This is a genomic window from Chryseobacterium piscicola, from assembly GCF_900156685.1.
GTDB lineage: Bacteria > Bacteroidota > Bacteroidia > Flavobacteriales > Weeksellaceae > Chryseobacterium > Chryseobacterium piscicola.
Genome location: NZ_FTOJ01000001.1, coordinates 105493 through 121166 on the forward strand (window position 1 = coordinate 105493; position 15674 = coordinate 121166).

The 15674-nt window shown below is 34.8% G+C and carries 17 protein-coding genes; 7 read left to right on the forward strand and 10 right to left on the reverse strand.

The window, feature by feature from the left end; translation table 11 throughout:
• Positions 1-2: 2 nt before the first annotated feature.
• The 7 genes from BW939_RS00505 (at position 3) to BW939_RS00535 (ending at position 6617) form a co-directional block, all read left to right on the forward strand.
• Positions 3-1415, forward strand: coding sequence for a sensor histidine kinase (locus BW939_RS00505; RefSeq protein WP_076448759.1), 1413 nt, complete (start codon positions 3-5; stop codon positions 1413-1415).
• Positions 1416-1547: 132 nt separating this feature from the next.
• Positions 1548-2045: a hypothetical protein gene (locus tag BW939_RS00510; protein WP_076448760.1), complete on the forward strand. Its 498-nt coding sequence runs from the start codon at positions 1548-1550 to the stop codon at positions 2043-2045.
• Positions 2046-2350: 305 nt separating this feature from the next.
• Positions 2351-4126, forward strand: coding sequence for a DNA mismatch repair endonuclease MutL (mutL, locus tag BW939_RS00515; protein WP_076448762.1), 1776 nt, complete (start codon positions 2351-2353; stop codon positions 4124-4126).
• Positions 4127-4130: 4 nt separating this feature from the next.
• Complete coding sequence (locus tag BW939_RS00520; protein WP_076448764.1) at positions 4131-4853, forward strand: rhomboid family intramembrane serine protease; 723 nt, start codon at positions 4131-4133, stop codon at positions 4851-4853.
• A gap of 6 nt (positions 4854-4859) precedes the next feature.
• On the forward strand, positions 4860-5852 hold the full coding sequence (locus BW939_RS00525) for an endonuclease/exonuclease/phosphatase family protein (RefSeq protein ID WP_076448765.1): 993 nt from the start codon (positions 4860-4862) through the stop codon (positions 5850-5852).
• A gap of 44 nt (positions 5853-5896) precedes the next feature.
• The gene (locus BW939_RS00530; protein WP_076450058.1) at positions 5897-6232 is read left to right on the forward strand and encodes a hypothetical protein; all 336 of its coding nucleotides are present in this window, start codon (positions 5897-5899) and stop codon (positions 6230-6232) included.
• Between the two features lie 10 nt (positions 6233-6242).
• The gene (locus BW939_RS00535) at positions 6243-6617 is read left to right on the forward strand and encodes a hypothetical protein (RefSeq protein WP_076448767.1); all 375 of its coding nucleotides are present in this window, start codon (positions 6243-6245) and stop codon (positions 6615-6617) included.
• A 60-nt stretch (positions 6618-6677) separates the two neighbouring features.
• On the opposite strand, the gene BW939_RS00540 is transcribed toward BW939_RS00535, so the two are convergent.
• The 10 genes from BW939_RS00540 to ftsZ form a co-directional block, all read right to left on the reverse strand.
• On the reverse strand, positions 6678-8192 hold the full coding sequence (locus BW939_RS00540) for a GH3 auxin-responsive promoter family protein (protein WP_076448768.1): 1515 nt from the start codon (positions 8190-8192) through the stop codon (positions 6678-6680).
• A gap of 188 nt (positions 8193-8380) precedes the next feature.
• Positions 8381-8659 (reverse strand): hypothetical protein, encoded by a 279-nt coding sequence (locus tag BW939_RS00545; protein ID WP_076448769.1) that lies wholly within the window; start codon positions 8657-8659, stop codon positions 8381-8383.
• Between the two features lie 72 nt (positions 8660-8731).
• On the reverse strand, positions 8732-9319 hold the full coding sequence (locus BW939_RS00550; protein WP_123891581.1) for a hypothetical protein: 588 nt from the start codon (positions 9317-9319) through the stop codon (positions 8732-8734).
• A 743-nt stretch (positions 9320-10062) separates the two neighbouring features.
• The gene (locus tag BW939_RS00560) at positions 10063-10680 is read right to left on the reverse strand and encodes a DUF6705 family protein (protein WP_076448773.1); all 618 of its coding nucleotides are present in this window, start codon (positions 10678-10680) and stop codon (positions 10063-10065) included.
• A 1-nt stretch (position 10681) separates the two neighbouring features.
• Positions 10682-11155: a hypothetical protein gene (locus BW939_RS00565; protein WP_105170201.1), complete on the reverse strand. Its 474-nt coding sequence runs from the start codon at positions 11153-11155 to the stop codon at positions 10682-10684.
• Between the two features lie 5 nt (positions 11156-11160).
• Positions 11161-11691: a hypothetical protein gene (locus tag BW939_RS00570; RefSeq protein ID WP_076448777.1), complete on the reverse strand. Its 531-nt coding sequence runs from the start codon at positions 11689-11691 to the stop codon at positions 11161-11163.
• A gap of 68 nt (positions 11692-11759) precedes the next feature.
• Positions 11760-12179, reverse strand: coding sequence for a hypothetical protein (locus tag BW939_RS00575; RefSeq protein ID WP_076448778.1), 420 nt, complete (start codon positions 12177-12179; stop codon positions 11760-11762).
• Between the two features lie 207 nt (positions 12180-12386).
• Positions 12387-12797 carry a BrxA/BrxB family bacilliredoxin gene (locus BW939_RS00580; RefSeq protein ID WP_076448780.1) on the reverse strand — a complete coding sequence of 137 codons (411 nt, stop codon included), beginning with the start codon at positions 12795-12797 and terminating at the stop codon, positions 12387-12389.
• Between the two features lie 412 nt (positions 12798-13209).
• Entirely contained in the window at positions 13210-13656 is a 447-nt protein-coding gene (locus BW939_RS00585) for a GatB/YqeY domain-containing protein (protein ID WP_076448781.1), read from the reverse strand.
• A gap of 87 nt (positions 13657-13743) precedes the next feature.
• Positions 13744-15657 carry a cell division protein FtsZ gene (ftsZ, locus tag BW939_RS00590; protein ID WP_076448783.1) on the reverse strand — a complete coding sequence of 638 codons (1914 nt, stop codon included), beginning with the start codon at positions 15655-15657 and terminating at the stop codon, positions 13744-13746.
• Between the last annotated feature and the right edge of the window lie 17 nt (positions 15658-15674).

Consider the following 15674-nt stretch of genomic DNA (forward strand, 5'->3'; position numbering starts at 1 on the left):
CTATGTTTAATAGAGTAATTACCAATCAAACCAAAACAATGATATTATTAATGGTTGTCTTTACAACTGTTATTTTGCTTTTTGGAGGCTTGGTCTATTACTCGATTGTTAATTTTTCGCATCAGAGATTCTATGAATTACTAAAAATAAGGACGACAACCATCGTGCAAATCGAAAAAAGTAAAAAACAACTAGACATACCAGAAAATCATATCCTCAATAGTTTGAATGATGAAGAACTTCCAATGGAAAGAGATTACGTATTTGCAATTCCCGAAGATTCAAATTTCAAAAAAATATCCTCAGAAGTACAAATACCTGATTTCTTTTTTAAAAATATCGTTCAAAAAGGAGAAGCCAATTACAACGACAACGAATTTTATTACATTGGCAAAAGCTTTAAATATAATAATAAAAGCTACATCGCAATTGCCTCTGCACAAAACCATTACATCATCTATTATCTTGGTTTTCTAAAAAGAACACTTATCACATGCATCATTCTATCACTATTTTTTAGTATGATTTTTTCTTTTTACCTATCGAGAACTTTATTTAAACCTATTTTAAAAATTACAGGGAAGGTAAAAGAAATCAGCTCCGAAAATCTACATTTACGCCTCGAAGCACAACCCGATAACCGAGAACTTAACGAACTTGTAGACACCTTCAACACTATGCTTACAAGGCTTGAAACCTCTTTTGAAACTCAAAATCACCTCATCGGAAATGTTTCTCACGAACTTCGCACACCTCTTACCTCTATTATGGGAGAAGCAGATGTTGCTTTAAGTATTGACAGAAATGCACAGGAATATAAAGAAACCTTAGAAATCATCCTTGACGAAGCTGAAAAACTTGATAAAAAAATAAAAGCTCTTCTGTTGATTGCTCAAACTGGTTTTGACGGCAAAATTCAGAAAATTGATAAAGTACGGATGGACCAACTTATCTGGGACACCATCGAGACCATAAGAAAAATGGACTCTAGAAACAATATCCATCTAGACATCAGCATGTTACCAGACAACCCTAAAAAACTTAAAGTATTAGGAAACGAGCAACTTCTTCATCTTGCAGTAGCGAACATCATCAACAATGGTTGTAAATATTCTAATTTCCAACAGGTAAAAGTATCACTTGGCGCTACAGATACAGACGTTTATATCATTATCAAAGACAACGGAATTGGAATTCCAGAATCTGAAATGAATAAAATATACGATCCTTTTTTCAGGGCTTCGAATACCAAAAATTACGAAGGCTACGGAATCGGTCTTCCGCTTGCCCGAAATATTATGAGAATGCACAACGGCGAGCTCATCGTAAGCTCGTATGAAAACCTGGGAACCACTGTTCAACTTAGATTCCCCACCCTTTACGGCACATTAAGCAAACAAGAAATAGTGAATTAGGCTACTTTTTTTACATTCTAATTGCATTCTAATCTCTTTAATTGCATTTTAATTTCCTTGCAAAAAAAATTTAATCTGGGGATGATACTTTTGTTTAGTAAATAAGTTATTCACTAATCAAATCCAAAAGTTATGATCAAAACCATTTTAATAGCAACCGATTTTTCTCTGGAATCTCTTCATCTAATGAAGAAAGTATTAAGAGATAAAAACTCCGCAGACAGCGGTATTCAATTTAATATTCTTCTTGTTTCCGGCTACGATGCAGGAGATTCAATAAGAAATCTTCTTTTCAACACCAAAGGCAAAATATTCAATAAAATAATATCCAAAGAATTTTCCGACGCCTACAACATTATCAAAAACAAGTACCCTCATCTCGTTAACAAGGTCATGTGTGATGTTTTTACTGGAAATTTCCAAAGAACATTTGATCAATATCTGATAACAGAAAACGTAGAAGAAGCTTACTACACAGATTATCTGCAAGATAGCATCAGCAAGAGAAAGTTTAATCTTGCGCCCTTTTTGAAAAAAAATTCAGTTTTGGAAGCACAAGAAATCAAAACACAAAACAAAGGATTCTTGCCCGAGAAAGGAAAAATCGCTGAAGTATTTGTAGAAGTTTAATAATAGCCCGAATATGATGTCTTTGTTATATGATAAAATTCACGGCTGTATTGCGGCACTCCCCAACTCTAAAAGAAAACAAAAAACTAAACTCATTTTAGAAGAGGGTTAAAATAAATAGTAATAAAAATCATTAGTGGTATTTAGTTAGTTTGAAACTCCTGTTTTCTTTATTTTGAAAGCGGGCGTTTTTTTGTTAAAAAAAGTTTTAAACATTAATTGTTGATATGTTAACCGTTAATTCATGGTCTGTTTTTTTCAGTTGTGAATTGCTTTGATTATTTTTGTAAGTTGATTCTTTATATATGTCAGATATTATTCAGCTTTTACCCGATCATGTAGCCAATCAGATTGCGGCAGGAGAAGTCGTTCAACGGCCAGCTTCTATTGTAAAAGAGTTGTTGGAAAACGCTATTGATGCAGGTGCCTCAAAAGTAGAGCTCATTATTCGGGAAGCCGGAAAAAACCTCATCCAAGTAGTAGATGATGGCAAAGGCATGTCTGAAACTGATGCCAGAATGGCTTTCGAGCGCCATGCAACCTCAAAAATACGGGGTACTGAAGATATTTTCAAAATCGCTACTAAAGGATTTCGTGGGGAAGCTTTAGCATCAATTGCTGCGGTAGCTCAGGTTGAGCTAAAAACCAAGTTGAAAGACGCTACATTAGGAACCAACATCTATATAGAAGGAGGAACTTTTCAGTTTCAGGAGCCTGCACAAACGTCTGAAGGATCAAATTTTTTGGTTAAAAATCTTTTCTACAATGTTCCTGCAAGAAGAAAATTCCTTAAAAACAACAATATAGAATTCCGCCACGTTATTGATGAATTTCAACGCGTGGCATTAGCTCACGAAAATATTGAGTTCTCATTTTTTCAAGATGATGAGGCTATTTTTAGGTTGAGAAAAGGAAGCCAAATGCAGAGAATTGTAGATATTTTTGGCAGAAAACTTCACCCACAGCTTATTCCTATAAAAGAAGATATTACTTGGTGCAAGCTTCATGGTTTTGTAGCGAAACCCGAAGGAGCAAAAAAAACCAGAGGCGAACAATTTTTATTCGTTAACGGAAGATTTTTTAAAAGTCCTTATTTTAATAAAGCTGTTCAGGAAGCTTTTGAAGGATTGCTTTTACCTGGGTTTATTCCCACATTTTTCCTTTTTCTGGAAATTGATCCTGAGAAAATTGATGTTAACATTCATCCTCAAAAAACAGAAGTAAAATTTGAAGATGAGCATCTTATTTTTGCGCTTTTACGATCTACTATCAAAAGATCTTTGGGAATTTATAATATTGCTCCGAGTTTAGATTTCGAAAGAGATCCTCATCTGGATCAAATAATGCAGAGAAGTTTTTCTAGCAAAGGAAATGTTGCTGTAAAAATGCCAGAAATTACGGTAGACAAAGATTACAATCCTTTTCTTGAAGAAAAGCAAGTTACCAAAGCCGAGATGCAGAATCTTGCGGAAATGTACCATCAGAATATTTCTGCGGAGCCTTCGAAGATTAATCTTTTTGAAGACGAAGATTTCGATGAAGATTTGATGAGACTTCCTAACGGATATTGGCTCTTCAACAAAGGCGACAGAACGCTGATGCTAGATTTAGGTAGAATGCACCGTTTGGTGGTTTCTGAAAATAATAAATCTGAAAGAAAAACAAATTCCACAAGTCACTCATTACTGTTCTCTCTAGAATATCACATGAATGAAATTGAGAAAAACAAATACCGTTCGATAAAAAAATATTTGCCGGAATTGGGGTTTGACATGAAAATTGCACATGAGAGCGTACTGAGAATAGACAGCGTACCAGAGGGCTTAAAAAAAACCCAGGTAATGAAATTTCTAGAAAATCTTTTTGACATTTTAGAATATAAAAATGAGGACGAATTTATGCAGTTTTACCAGAATCAGTGGTCTAAGATGCAATCTAAATCCCGTTTTGATTTTATTTATAAAAAAGATGCGGAGCAACTCATAAAAGACTTTACAGCACTTGGATTTCCTGAGTTTTTACCGAATGGAAAGCGTTGTTTTTACGAAGTTCCCTTTAATGATATTAAAAATAAATTTTAAGTAAATGTTTAATAATATACCGCCCATTACCCGTAACATTATTATTTTGAATATAGTGGTTTTTATTGCAGCTCTGGTTATGCCGCAGCTCAATGACTATTTAGCCGCTTACTTTCCGTTGTTGCCGCAATTTCGGTCATGGCAAATTGTAACACACATGTTTATGCATGGAAGTTTTATGCATATTCTTTTTAATATGTTTACCTTATTTAGTTTCGGCCCTATTTTAGAGCAATCTTTAGGAGAAAAGAAATATTTAATTCTTTATTTCCTAAGTGGTTTAGGGGCATTTTTACTATATACCTTATGGAATTTTTTGCAATATCAGAATGCATATACTGAATTAAATGACTTAGGTTTTAATATCCAAGGATACATTGCTGATCCGGAAAGTTTTATAAACACTAAAGTCCCATTGCGGGTTCAGGAGTTAGTAAGTGAAAAAATAAATCCAGTAATATTTGGCAGAATGGTTGGGGCTTCGGGAGCCATATTCGGTGTTATTGCTGCTTTTGCAACATTGTATCCAGACTCAAAAATAGGAATTATGTTTATCCCAATACCCGTGAAGGTTAAATACGTTTTGCCGGTTATAATTATAGGATCCATTGCATTGGAAGTAACCGGAAATGCAGGCGGCATTGCCCATTTAGCACACGTTGGTGGTGCCATTGTCGGTTTTATCTTAGCTAAAATCTGGAAAAAACACCTTTACCGTTTCAACTAAAAATATATGAAAGCTGTAAGACTTATTTTGCTGATATGTCATCTCGGAATTCTATTTCTGCTTTTTGCCGTCTTGCTGAATGCCTACATTCCGCCAAGGGTTTTTCCATGGTTTAATATTTTATCTTTAGGTTTTCCTGTTCTTATTTCAGCTTATGCTTTACTTACTGTTTTTTGGATTTTTATGTGGAAAAAGAGAGCGTTTGTATTTCTGCTTTTCGGATTGTTTTTCTTTTCTGCAACACAGCGTTGGTTCAATTACAGTTCTACAAAAGGCGATTCGGATTTAAAAATAATTACAATCAATGCAAAAGGCGGAAAATTCGGTAAACAAGAAATAGAAAAATACATCAACAGTCAACATGCAGATCTTGTCTTGATGCAGGAAGACGGTAATCTAGATTATCAATTTTCAGGTTTAAAAAAAGCCAGAGAAAACCCCCTCAGCTCACTTTATTCAAAATATGAAATTGTAGGATACAAAGAGATTTTCGAAGGCTTGTACAGTGAAGATTTTAATGCATTTGCAGATTATACAGATTTAAAAATAGAAGGTAAAGGCTACCGAATAATCAATATTTACCTTCAACCTTTTAAATTTGAAAAAAGCATGGTAAAACTCAACGGAGACAGCAATCAAGATGAGCAAAAGGTAAAAAATATAGTAAAAAGACTTATTCCAACATTTAAAATACATCAAGATCAAATAGATATTATCAGAAAATATATAGACAACTCACCTTATCCTGTAATCATGACGGGAGACTTCAATGCTGTTCCCAATTCTTATGAATATTATCATTTAGGCAAAAATCTTCAGGACGCTTTTGTAAAAGCTGGAAAAGGCAGTGCTACAAGTTTTCATGACTACAAATATCCTTTGCGGTTAGATTATATCTTCACTTCAAAATCTATTGAGCCTATTTCTTACCAAGTAGACCGCTCGGTAAGGCTCTCTGACCATTTTCCCGTTTTGGCAACATTTAAAATTTTAAATTAAATGTGTATTGTGGCAACAAAATTGCTTCAAATAATAGAATCTTTATGAAAAATTTAATCCCAGCATTATTGAGTTTTGCTTTTTTAGGGTTTCTTGCGTGCAGTAAGAAAACGGATGCTAACTTAGCCACAGTAAGCGACGAGAGCCGTGCAACTTATGACACAACAGCCATAGATTCTTTTTCGCCTGGTGCCACTTCAGTGGATGTAGTAAGACAAATCCGAATTTCATCGCAACGGTATCAGGATTCTTTAAAAGAGGTCATCAAACTACAAGAGCAGGAAAAGAAGATTGCTGAAGAATTGGAAAAAGAAAACAAAAAGAAAGCGGAAGAAGAAAAGAAAAAAGTGACAGAAACCGAGAAAGATAACAAACAATAAAAATTTACATATGAAAAAGAATATCATCATTGCAGCAGTATTTTTAGGATTAATGACTGCTTGTACAAAATCTACCTCAAAAACCGAAACTATTGAAAATGCTGACGGATCAAAAACCACGATTACAACCACTGAAACCACTTCAGGAATTGTTGACAGTTCTGATCTTAACAAAACTAAAAATAATATCAACAGCAAAATTGATGAAGCTACAAACGACATTGATAATAAAGCTGATGTAGCAAAACAAAAGATTGACGAAACCGCCCAAAAGACCAAGAAAGATTTGAACGAGGCCGGTAAAGACATAAAAGATGCCGCTGCAAAAGGAGCCGGAAAAATAGAAGAAAGCGCAAAAAAGCTAAGGGAAGATTTGAATAAATAACAAATACAAATCAACCACAGAAAAACCGCAGAAATTCTGCGGTTTTATTTATTTATTTTTTTATTTATTTAAATCTAAAAGCACATCAATATATTCTCGATCGTTGCTAAGGCGAGGAACTTTATTTTGACCTCCAAGCTTTCCTTTAGATTCTAGCCAGAGATAGAATAGATTGGGCTTTGCAACGTGTACTACTGGTCTTTTCAGGGTAATATTATTGTATCTTTTAGCCTCATAATCTGAGTTTACAGATTTTAAATGCTGATCAAAAGAGTCTATAAAAGCTTCCAAGTTTTGGGGATGCTTATTGAATTCAAAAATCCATTCGTGGGCACCGCTTTCGTTTTCTTTCATAAAAACCGGAGCTCCCGTAAATTCAGAAATACTTGCGTGCGTGCATTCACAAGCTTTCGCCAAAGCGGCATCTACATTATTAATCATCAATTCTTCACCAAAAGCATTGATATAATGCTTCGTTCTTCCCGTGATTTTTATTCTGAAAGGATTTGTAGACGTAAAAACTACAGTATCACCTATTAAATAACGCCAAAGGCCACCGTTGGTAGTAATAACCATTGCGTAATTTTTTCCTTTTTCCACCTCTTCAAGGCACACTACTTTCGGGTTAGAAAGATGAAACTGATCCATCGGAATAAACTCGTAGAAAATACCGTAATCTAGCATCAGAAGCATTTCGTCGCTGTCTGAACGATCTTGAATCCCAAAAAATCCCTCAGAAGCATTATAAATTTCGTAGTAATTTATTTTCTTGCCGATAAGGTGTTGGTATTGTTCACGATAAGGTTTAAAACTGATTCCACCATGAAAAAACACCTCAAGATTCGGCCAGAGCTTAGAAATACTTTCTGCATCTGTTTCTTTGATAACTCTTTGCAGAAGCACCATCATCCAGCTGGGAACACCGAGAATACTTCCGACATCTTCATTTTTAACCTGAGAAACAATTGCTTGAAGCTTGGCTTCCCATTCAGACATCAGAGAAACTTTTTTATTCGGAATCGTGGTAATTTCTACCCAAAAAGGGAGATTATCGATGATAATTGCTGATAAATCGCCGAATTTTGTGTTGAAATCGGCGTATAATTCTGAGCTTCCACCAAGACGAAGGTTTTTATTGGTGAAAAGCTGATTTTCTGGATGATTATTGGCATAAATGGAAACCATGTCTTTACCTGCTTTCATGTGGCAGTATTCCAGGCTTTCTGCAGAGATTGGGATGAATTTGCTTTTCGCATTCGTCGTACCGGAAGATTTCGCAAAATGCTTGATGTAGCCGGGCCAGCTGACATCTTTTTGTCCTTGCCTTGCCTTTTCGATGTAAGGTTCAAAATCTTCATAACAAACCACAGGGACTTTATTTTTAAAATCCTGATAGCTGGAAATAGAGTTGAAGCCATACTTTTTCCCATACTCAGTGTCTTCCGCATGAAAAAGTTGCGAAAAGAGAATCCCTTTCTGGGTTTCTATCGGATGATCGATGAAATGCTGTATCTGGTCTATCCGTTGCTTGATAAACCAATTGACCACCGTATTGAAAAGTGCTTTCGTTGCCATTACAACAAATATAACAATTCTTGGATAGGCAGGAAATATTTGGGTATAAAAAAACCGCTGCGGAAATTGGGCAGCGGTTTTAAAGTTAATCCAGATAAGACTACAATTATCATTTTAAGATGCTGGCAATTCATAAGTATAAATGAAAATAAAAAGCTTGATATTAAAAATATATTTTTCATAATTATTTAATTTGGACAGTTGGTTTTAATTGTTTTTTTTGTAAAAGGGTTATAAGATAATTTTTGCCAAGTATTGAAATCACTTGATGCCTTAAATAATTGTATTCCTACAAATTTTTCTTCAAAAAAGCTTACAAGCCCATTTTCATTTTGCTCAATCGTATTTTTAATATCAACACTTTCGGCATATGTTTCTTCTTTTTTCTCTTTAATATTATCAAACTCCCAACCAAAGAAATAACTATCAGCCCATGCAGTAAATGAGTTGAGATCTGTAATGGTCATCGCATATTGTGTGCCGTGATCGGTGACAAGATAGAAGACTGTATTTTCATTAAAATTACCATTGTCTATTCCCTACTTAATATCAAAAATATCTGCTAAAGAAAATATCGTTAATCCATTTACTGTATGAGTATGCATGTAAACAGGATACATATAACCAGTTCCTAAAGAAAATTCAATTTGTTGATCTTCGCTAGTTTGCTCATAATACTGAGCGTGAAGTTCATTATTGGAATCTTGAAACATTGCATAACAAATTTCTCCTTTAATCTGTGGATTGGTAGAAGGTAAGTTATTTTCTAAATGCGTAAGCATTCCTTTGACTGTTGTTGGACAGGCTACGTCTAAAACATTTCTTTGTAAAGGATTTTTAATCTTATCACATGGATTTGCTGTTGAGCCAAAACCTCCTCCCGGATTATACGGTCCCGTATATATAGGGCTCGGTCCAGGTCCATTGCCAGGAGATGCTCCACCGCCACAATCTGTTGGTAACATTACATATCGTATCATGTAAAATCCTGTATCAGCCGGTGTGCAATCCATATGTCCTTGTGTTCCACAGAGGCAACCGGGATCACCTGTTTCATGTTGTTGATTACTGCTGCAAACTCCCGGAACCCAGACATACTGTTGAAAAGCAACCTGTGGACAATACATTGCTTTTTGCGTTGCAGAACCATCCCGCAATTGTCCTAAATACTCCAATCTTACATGCTTGGTTACTTCTTCTTTTGCAACTTGGCTCTGATGATTTACAATGATGCTGTCATATCTTATAAATAAGCATCAAAAACACCATTATCCTGTTCGTTTACAACATAATTTTCAAGGTACGCAGACTTATCATTATTTTCTGAATAAAAAGTCTAGGTCTTCCTCCCTTTTTCATGTTCAGAAATATAAACATATTCTGTATCAATCTTAAAGTTGTTAATTAAGAAAGTTTTCGAATTCTCCGCAACTTTATTATTTTTCTTTAGGCTTTTAAATTTTAGTTTTTCGAATAGATGAGGGGCTTCATTTTTAAATTCAACATATCTAAGTTGTCTTAGAAGATTCTCACTGGTAATTCTGCTGTATTCCTGTTCGCTCTGTAAAAGCTCACTTGAGCAGGAAAAGAGAATAAATAGAAAAAAAAAACATCTGCCCATACCACCTTATGTGATGAATGGGCGTTAATAATTTTAGTTTCATTATGTAAATAAATTAAGTCTCAAAATTTGTCTCAGAAAAAATAGGATTTTTTCCTTTTTATACAACTCTTTGTGTCTTTTTTACAAATTAAAAGGAATAATTTTGAAAATAATTACGGGAATCCACAATTACACAAACAATTTTTTAATAAATAAAAAAACCGCTGCACAAAAGTATAGCGGTCTTGAGATTGATTAACTCCTTCTTTATTCTTTCGTAAGAATTATATCAGTAGGTATCACAAAATTATAATTTTTACCACTTGACAATCTTTCCTCAGAATCTGTCACTTTCCAGTGCGCTGTTACTGGATTACTCCCAGAGTCAATTGTCATGGTTAGAAAACCTCTTAAGGGCCAATATACAGAATTTGCTGGCTCAGTATTGACATCAAACAGATGACCATTTAGCTTATTTGGAATTGTTGAACTGGCAAAAATAACCGTTGCCCATTGTGTAGAAGACACTCCAATATTAATTTCAGACGTATAAAGTATCTGTTGGTTTAATGTTCCAAAATCTTGGACCATCTTATAATGTCCATAAATATTATCAGAATAAAATTTTACACTTAAGCCTTCGGAATCCTTATATGACCTCATTTCATCTTTCCATAAAGTAACCACAAAAGTTTTATTTCCAGACGTATATTTCCATGTACCTAAAAAAGGATCAAAATAATGATATAAATCCTTATAGTACTTTGGGTTTGCAGGAGGAAAATCGAATGATTTATTATCTGAATATATATTTTTATATTCAGAGATCTGTTGCGCAAAAATTGTATTTGTCGCAAGAAATAATATAAAAAAGATTTGTTTCATTTTAATTGCAGTTTTGAGAATTAACAGTTCCGTTTGACTTTAATGATATTTTTGAGTAAGATGAAAAATCACTATTGCTTTCAAAGAGAGAAACACCCGATGAAAGTCCTGTATCTTTTAAAAATTTCAAAAAATTTACTTTGTCAATTGCAGGACTGCTTGTTTCAGATATGAGACCAGGTGTTTCTTTATTATAATAAGTATCATATACTTTCTGTGTATTAAGCAGCTTGTCCATGTCAACAGTTTGCCCAACGTTATTGGGGTCTAAATAATAAAAGAAATTTTGAAAAACTGCACCATTTTCAATTGTCATCGCATATTTTGTACCATCTGCTGTAATAACATAAAAAATAAAATTTGAAACATCAATATGATTGTTGATGATGAGTTGATTTATTTTTGCTAAATCATCCCATGTAAAAACGGAATACGTACCGTTTCCTGTAGAACCTACCGCATCATGTGTATGCACTATTATCACATAGTTTGCGATGGATTATTGTCAATTTCAATTGTTCCAGCCGTTCCCAAAGGAAAATCCTGAATAGGATTAGTGGTAGTGGAAGTAGCTGACGCATCAATAAAAAATCCATTCTCATGATTTTGCGAGGTTGTTCCCGCAATTGTAACCAAAGAAGGTTTTAATTTAGAATACTTTACATTTGCGTTCTTTATTTTATCACAAGGGTTTGCTGCAGCCCCAAAGCCTCCTCCAGGATTATACGGCCCTGTAGAAATAGGGCTCGGTCCAGGTCCATTGCCAGGAGATACTCCACCGCCACAATCTGCAGGTAACATTACATATTGTATCATGTAAAATCCTGCATCAGCCGGTGTGCAATCCATATGTCCTGGTGTTCCACAGAGGCAACCGGGATCACCTGTTTCATGTTGTTGATTACTGCTGCAAACTCCCGGAACCCAGACATACTGTTGAAAAGCAACCTGTGGACAATATATTGCTTTTTGCGTTGCAGAACCATCCCGCAATTGTCCTAAATACTTCAATTTTACATGCTTGGTTACTTCTTCTTTTGCAACTTGGCTCTGATGATTTACAATGATGCTGTCATATCTTATAAATACGCATCAAAAACACCATTATCCTGTTCGTTTACAACATAATTTTCAAGGTACGCAGACTTATCATTATTTTCTGAATAAAAAGTGTAGGTTTTCTTCCCTGTTTCATGTTCAGAAATATAAACATATTCTGCATCAATCTTAAAGTTGTTAATTAAGAAAGTTTTCGAATTCTCCGCAACTTTATTATTTTTCTTTAGGCTTTTAAATTTTAGTTTTTCGAATAGATGAGGGACTTCATTTTTAAATTCAACATACCTAAGTTGTCTTAGAAGATTCTCACTGGTAATTCTGCTGTATTCCTGTTCGCTCTGTAAAAGCTCACTTGAGCAGGAAAAGAGAATAAATAGAAAAAAAAACATCTGCCCATACCACCTTATGTGATGAATGGGCGTTAATAATTTTAGTTTCATTATGTAAATAGATTAAGTTTCAAAATTTGTCTCACAAAAATAGGATTTTTTCCTTTTTACACAACTCTTTGTGTCTTTTTTACAAATTAAAAGGAATAATTTTGAAAATAATTACGGGAATCCACAATTACACGAACAATTTATAAATAAATAAAAAAACCGCTGCACAAAAGTATAGCGGTCTTGAGATTATTAAAAAAAATATTACTAACAATACTCGTCGTAAGCAGCCTGAAGATTGGCAGCGATGGCTCCCGCAGGATTTCCTTCGATGTGGTGTCTTTCAAGCATGTGTACCAATTCTCCGTCTTTGAAAAGCGCTACACATGGTGAGCTTGGAGGAAATGGCGCTAAATGTTTTCTGGCTTCTGATACTGCATCTACATCATAACCTGCGAAAACAGTCGTAAGATGATCTGGCTTCTTTTCTCCAGTTAAAGAGTACACAACTCCGGGTCTTGCAGCACCTGCCGCACAACCACAAACTGAATTGATCACCAAAAGCGTAGTTCCCGACTGCTTCAATGCAGTTTCCACAGCTGTTGGAGTATCTAAATTTTCAAAGCCTTTATCTGTGAGCTCTGCCTTCATTGGCATTACTAAATCTGTTGGATACATATATTAATTCGTTTTTTATTCTGTACAAATTTACAACAATTATCTTTTTTAATTGATTTATAAAAACTATTTGAAACTTCAAGAAAAGCAATATTGAGAAATACTCAATAATATTTGTTAATTCATAAATATTTGTTAATTTTGAATAGATTCTAAAACCGATTTTCTATGAAAAAAAATCGATTCTTAAACATTATTTATTCACGTAAACTTTATTTCAAGTAATAAACCTCCCTCTAAGTATTAAATTTGAAGTTTTAGTTTCAAAAAAAATGAAGCCCGAAAAAAAATTCCGGGCTTCTTTAATCAAATCGATATGCAAAGGTTGAATATCCAAAAATATAAATGATAATTGACGGATGATAGTTGATGAATTGCTTATCAATCAACATTTATCTGTCATCAATCATGTCTATGAAAGCAGCTTCTTCGCCATCTCGGAAATGCTTTTCCCGTCAGATTTTCCGGCTAAGTTTTTTGAAGCTAATCCCATTACTTTTCCTAAATCCTTAATAGATTCTGCGCCAGTTTCTGAGATAATCTGTTTTATTTCTGCTTCTAATTCTTCTGAAGATAATTGTGCAGGTAAAAACTTCTCAATGACTTTCATCTGAGCGTCTTCTACTTCTGCCAAATCATTTCTTCCTTGGGCAGTAAATTGCTCATAAGAATCTTTACGTTGCTTGATCATTCTCTGCAAAATAGCAATTTCCTGCTCAGAAGAAACTTCAGCCCCAAGAGCTTCGGTTTTCAATAATAATATCTGAGATTTTACAGCTCTCAAAGAATCTAAAGCTACTCTGTCTTTAGCTCTCATCGCTGTTTTTATTGCTTCACTTATGGTAAGTTCTAAACTCATATTTTTTGGCTTTATGCTCTTGGCTATAAGCAATAAGCTTAATCAACTTTCGAATAGGAAAGCCTATAGCTTATCGCTTACAGCAATTTAGTCTACGTCTTTATTTAAAAATCTGTTTTCTCTGATTTGTATAGAACCTTCGTTGTTTTCAGACATGAAACTGTGTATGTTTTGGTCTGAAGCGTTGGCTCCATCTATTGAGATATTTTTTCTTTTGAAAGCGGGTACCGTTTCGAAGTCATCTTGCTTATCAAAACTTTGGTAGCGAGAATTGAATTCTTTCAGTTTATTTCTTCTTTCAAAAACTTTTTCTTGATCTGCAGGTTTATTCACAAACGTAAATTCAGACTCTGTCTGTCTTGTAGTTTCTACTTCCACTCTTTTTTCAAAAACAGGTTGTCCGGCTGTTTTCGGCTGTTCTGGAGTTTGGTAGAATGTTTCAACTTTGTGAGTTGTTTCTTCGGTTTTTTTCTCGATTACGGTAGAAACCTCCACTTCATTTTTCGGTTGTGCAGAATCATATTTCGGTTCTACAAGAGGTTCGTTAACTGTAAAATTAAACTCAACGGGTTTCTCTTGAGAGAAATTATTGCTGAATGAACTGTCTTTAATCTCCTCTTTTTTATTTTCAAAATCAAAAGAAAACGACTGAATTTCTAAGTCATTCGGGTCATCTTCAAATGTGAATAGATTTACACTTTCCTCATTAGCCTCCTCGTCACTTCTCCAGCTTTGAGCAGCATATTCTGTCGTATCTTCTTCTCTATCAGAGAATTTCACTGCTGTTTTTACATCTTCATCCTCAATAATCATTTTTTTTTCAGAAGACGACAATTTAAATTGCGGTGTATCCTGCTCTTCATCATCCAATCTGAAAAGGTTTTTTCCTCCGAAATCATACCCTTTCTCTGGAGTAATTTCTCTCTCTTCCTTTGTTTTGAAAGGCGAAGTTTTGGGCATATCCAAAGCATCATTCAAACCAATTCTGATTTTCTCAGTAGGGCCTGAAAACTTTTGATTGTCATTAGAAAAACCAGTAGCAATCACCAAAACACTCACTGCATCGCCTAATTCTTCGTCTGCACCTACACCAAAAATAATGTCTGCTGTATGGCCTGCTTCTTTCTGGATATAATCCATGATGATGCCAATTTCGTCCATGGTAGCTTCTTCTACTCCACTTCTAATCAACAATAATACATTTCTTGCGCCTGTAATCTTGTTGTCATTTAATAATGGTGAATCTAATGCTTTTCTTACAGCTTCTTCTGCTTTGTTTTCCCCAGAAGCCATTCCTGTAGACATTAACGCTGTACCAGAATTTTGGAGTACAGATTTAGCATCTCTAAAGTCAATATTAACATCAAAATATCCTGTAATAACCTCTGCCATCCCTTTAGCGGCGTTGGTTAAAACTTCATCGGCCTTAGAGAAACCTTGTTTGAAACCTAAATTTCCGAACTGTTGTCTCAATTTATCATTGTTGATAACGATTAAAGAATCAACATTATTCCTAAGCTTCTCTAGTCCTAATTCTGCTTGATCTAATCTTCTTTTACCTTCAAAGCTGAAAGGCACAGTTACGATTCCTACGGTAAGAATCCCCATGTCTTTTGCCACTTTTGCGATAACCGGAGCCGCACCCGTACCTGTACCACCGCCCATTCCGGCAGTGATGAAGACCATTTTGGTGTTTTGCCCCATCGCCGCTTTGATATCTTCTATGCTTTCGATTGCTGATTTTTCTCCAACTTCTGGATCAGCACCTGCACCAAGACCCTCGGTAATAGTTGTTCCAAGCTGTACTTTATTGGCAACAGGGTTGTTGTCTAGTGTTTGTGCATCTGTATTACAAATTACAAAATCTACCCCGTGAATACCTTTTTCGTACATGTGCTTCAGAGCGTTATTTCCTCCTCCTCCAACACCGATTACTTTTATGATTGATGAATTTCCTTTCGGCAAATCAAATGAAAACCCTTGTGTTCCTATATTTTCCATGCTTATATTTTTTATAA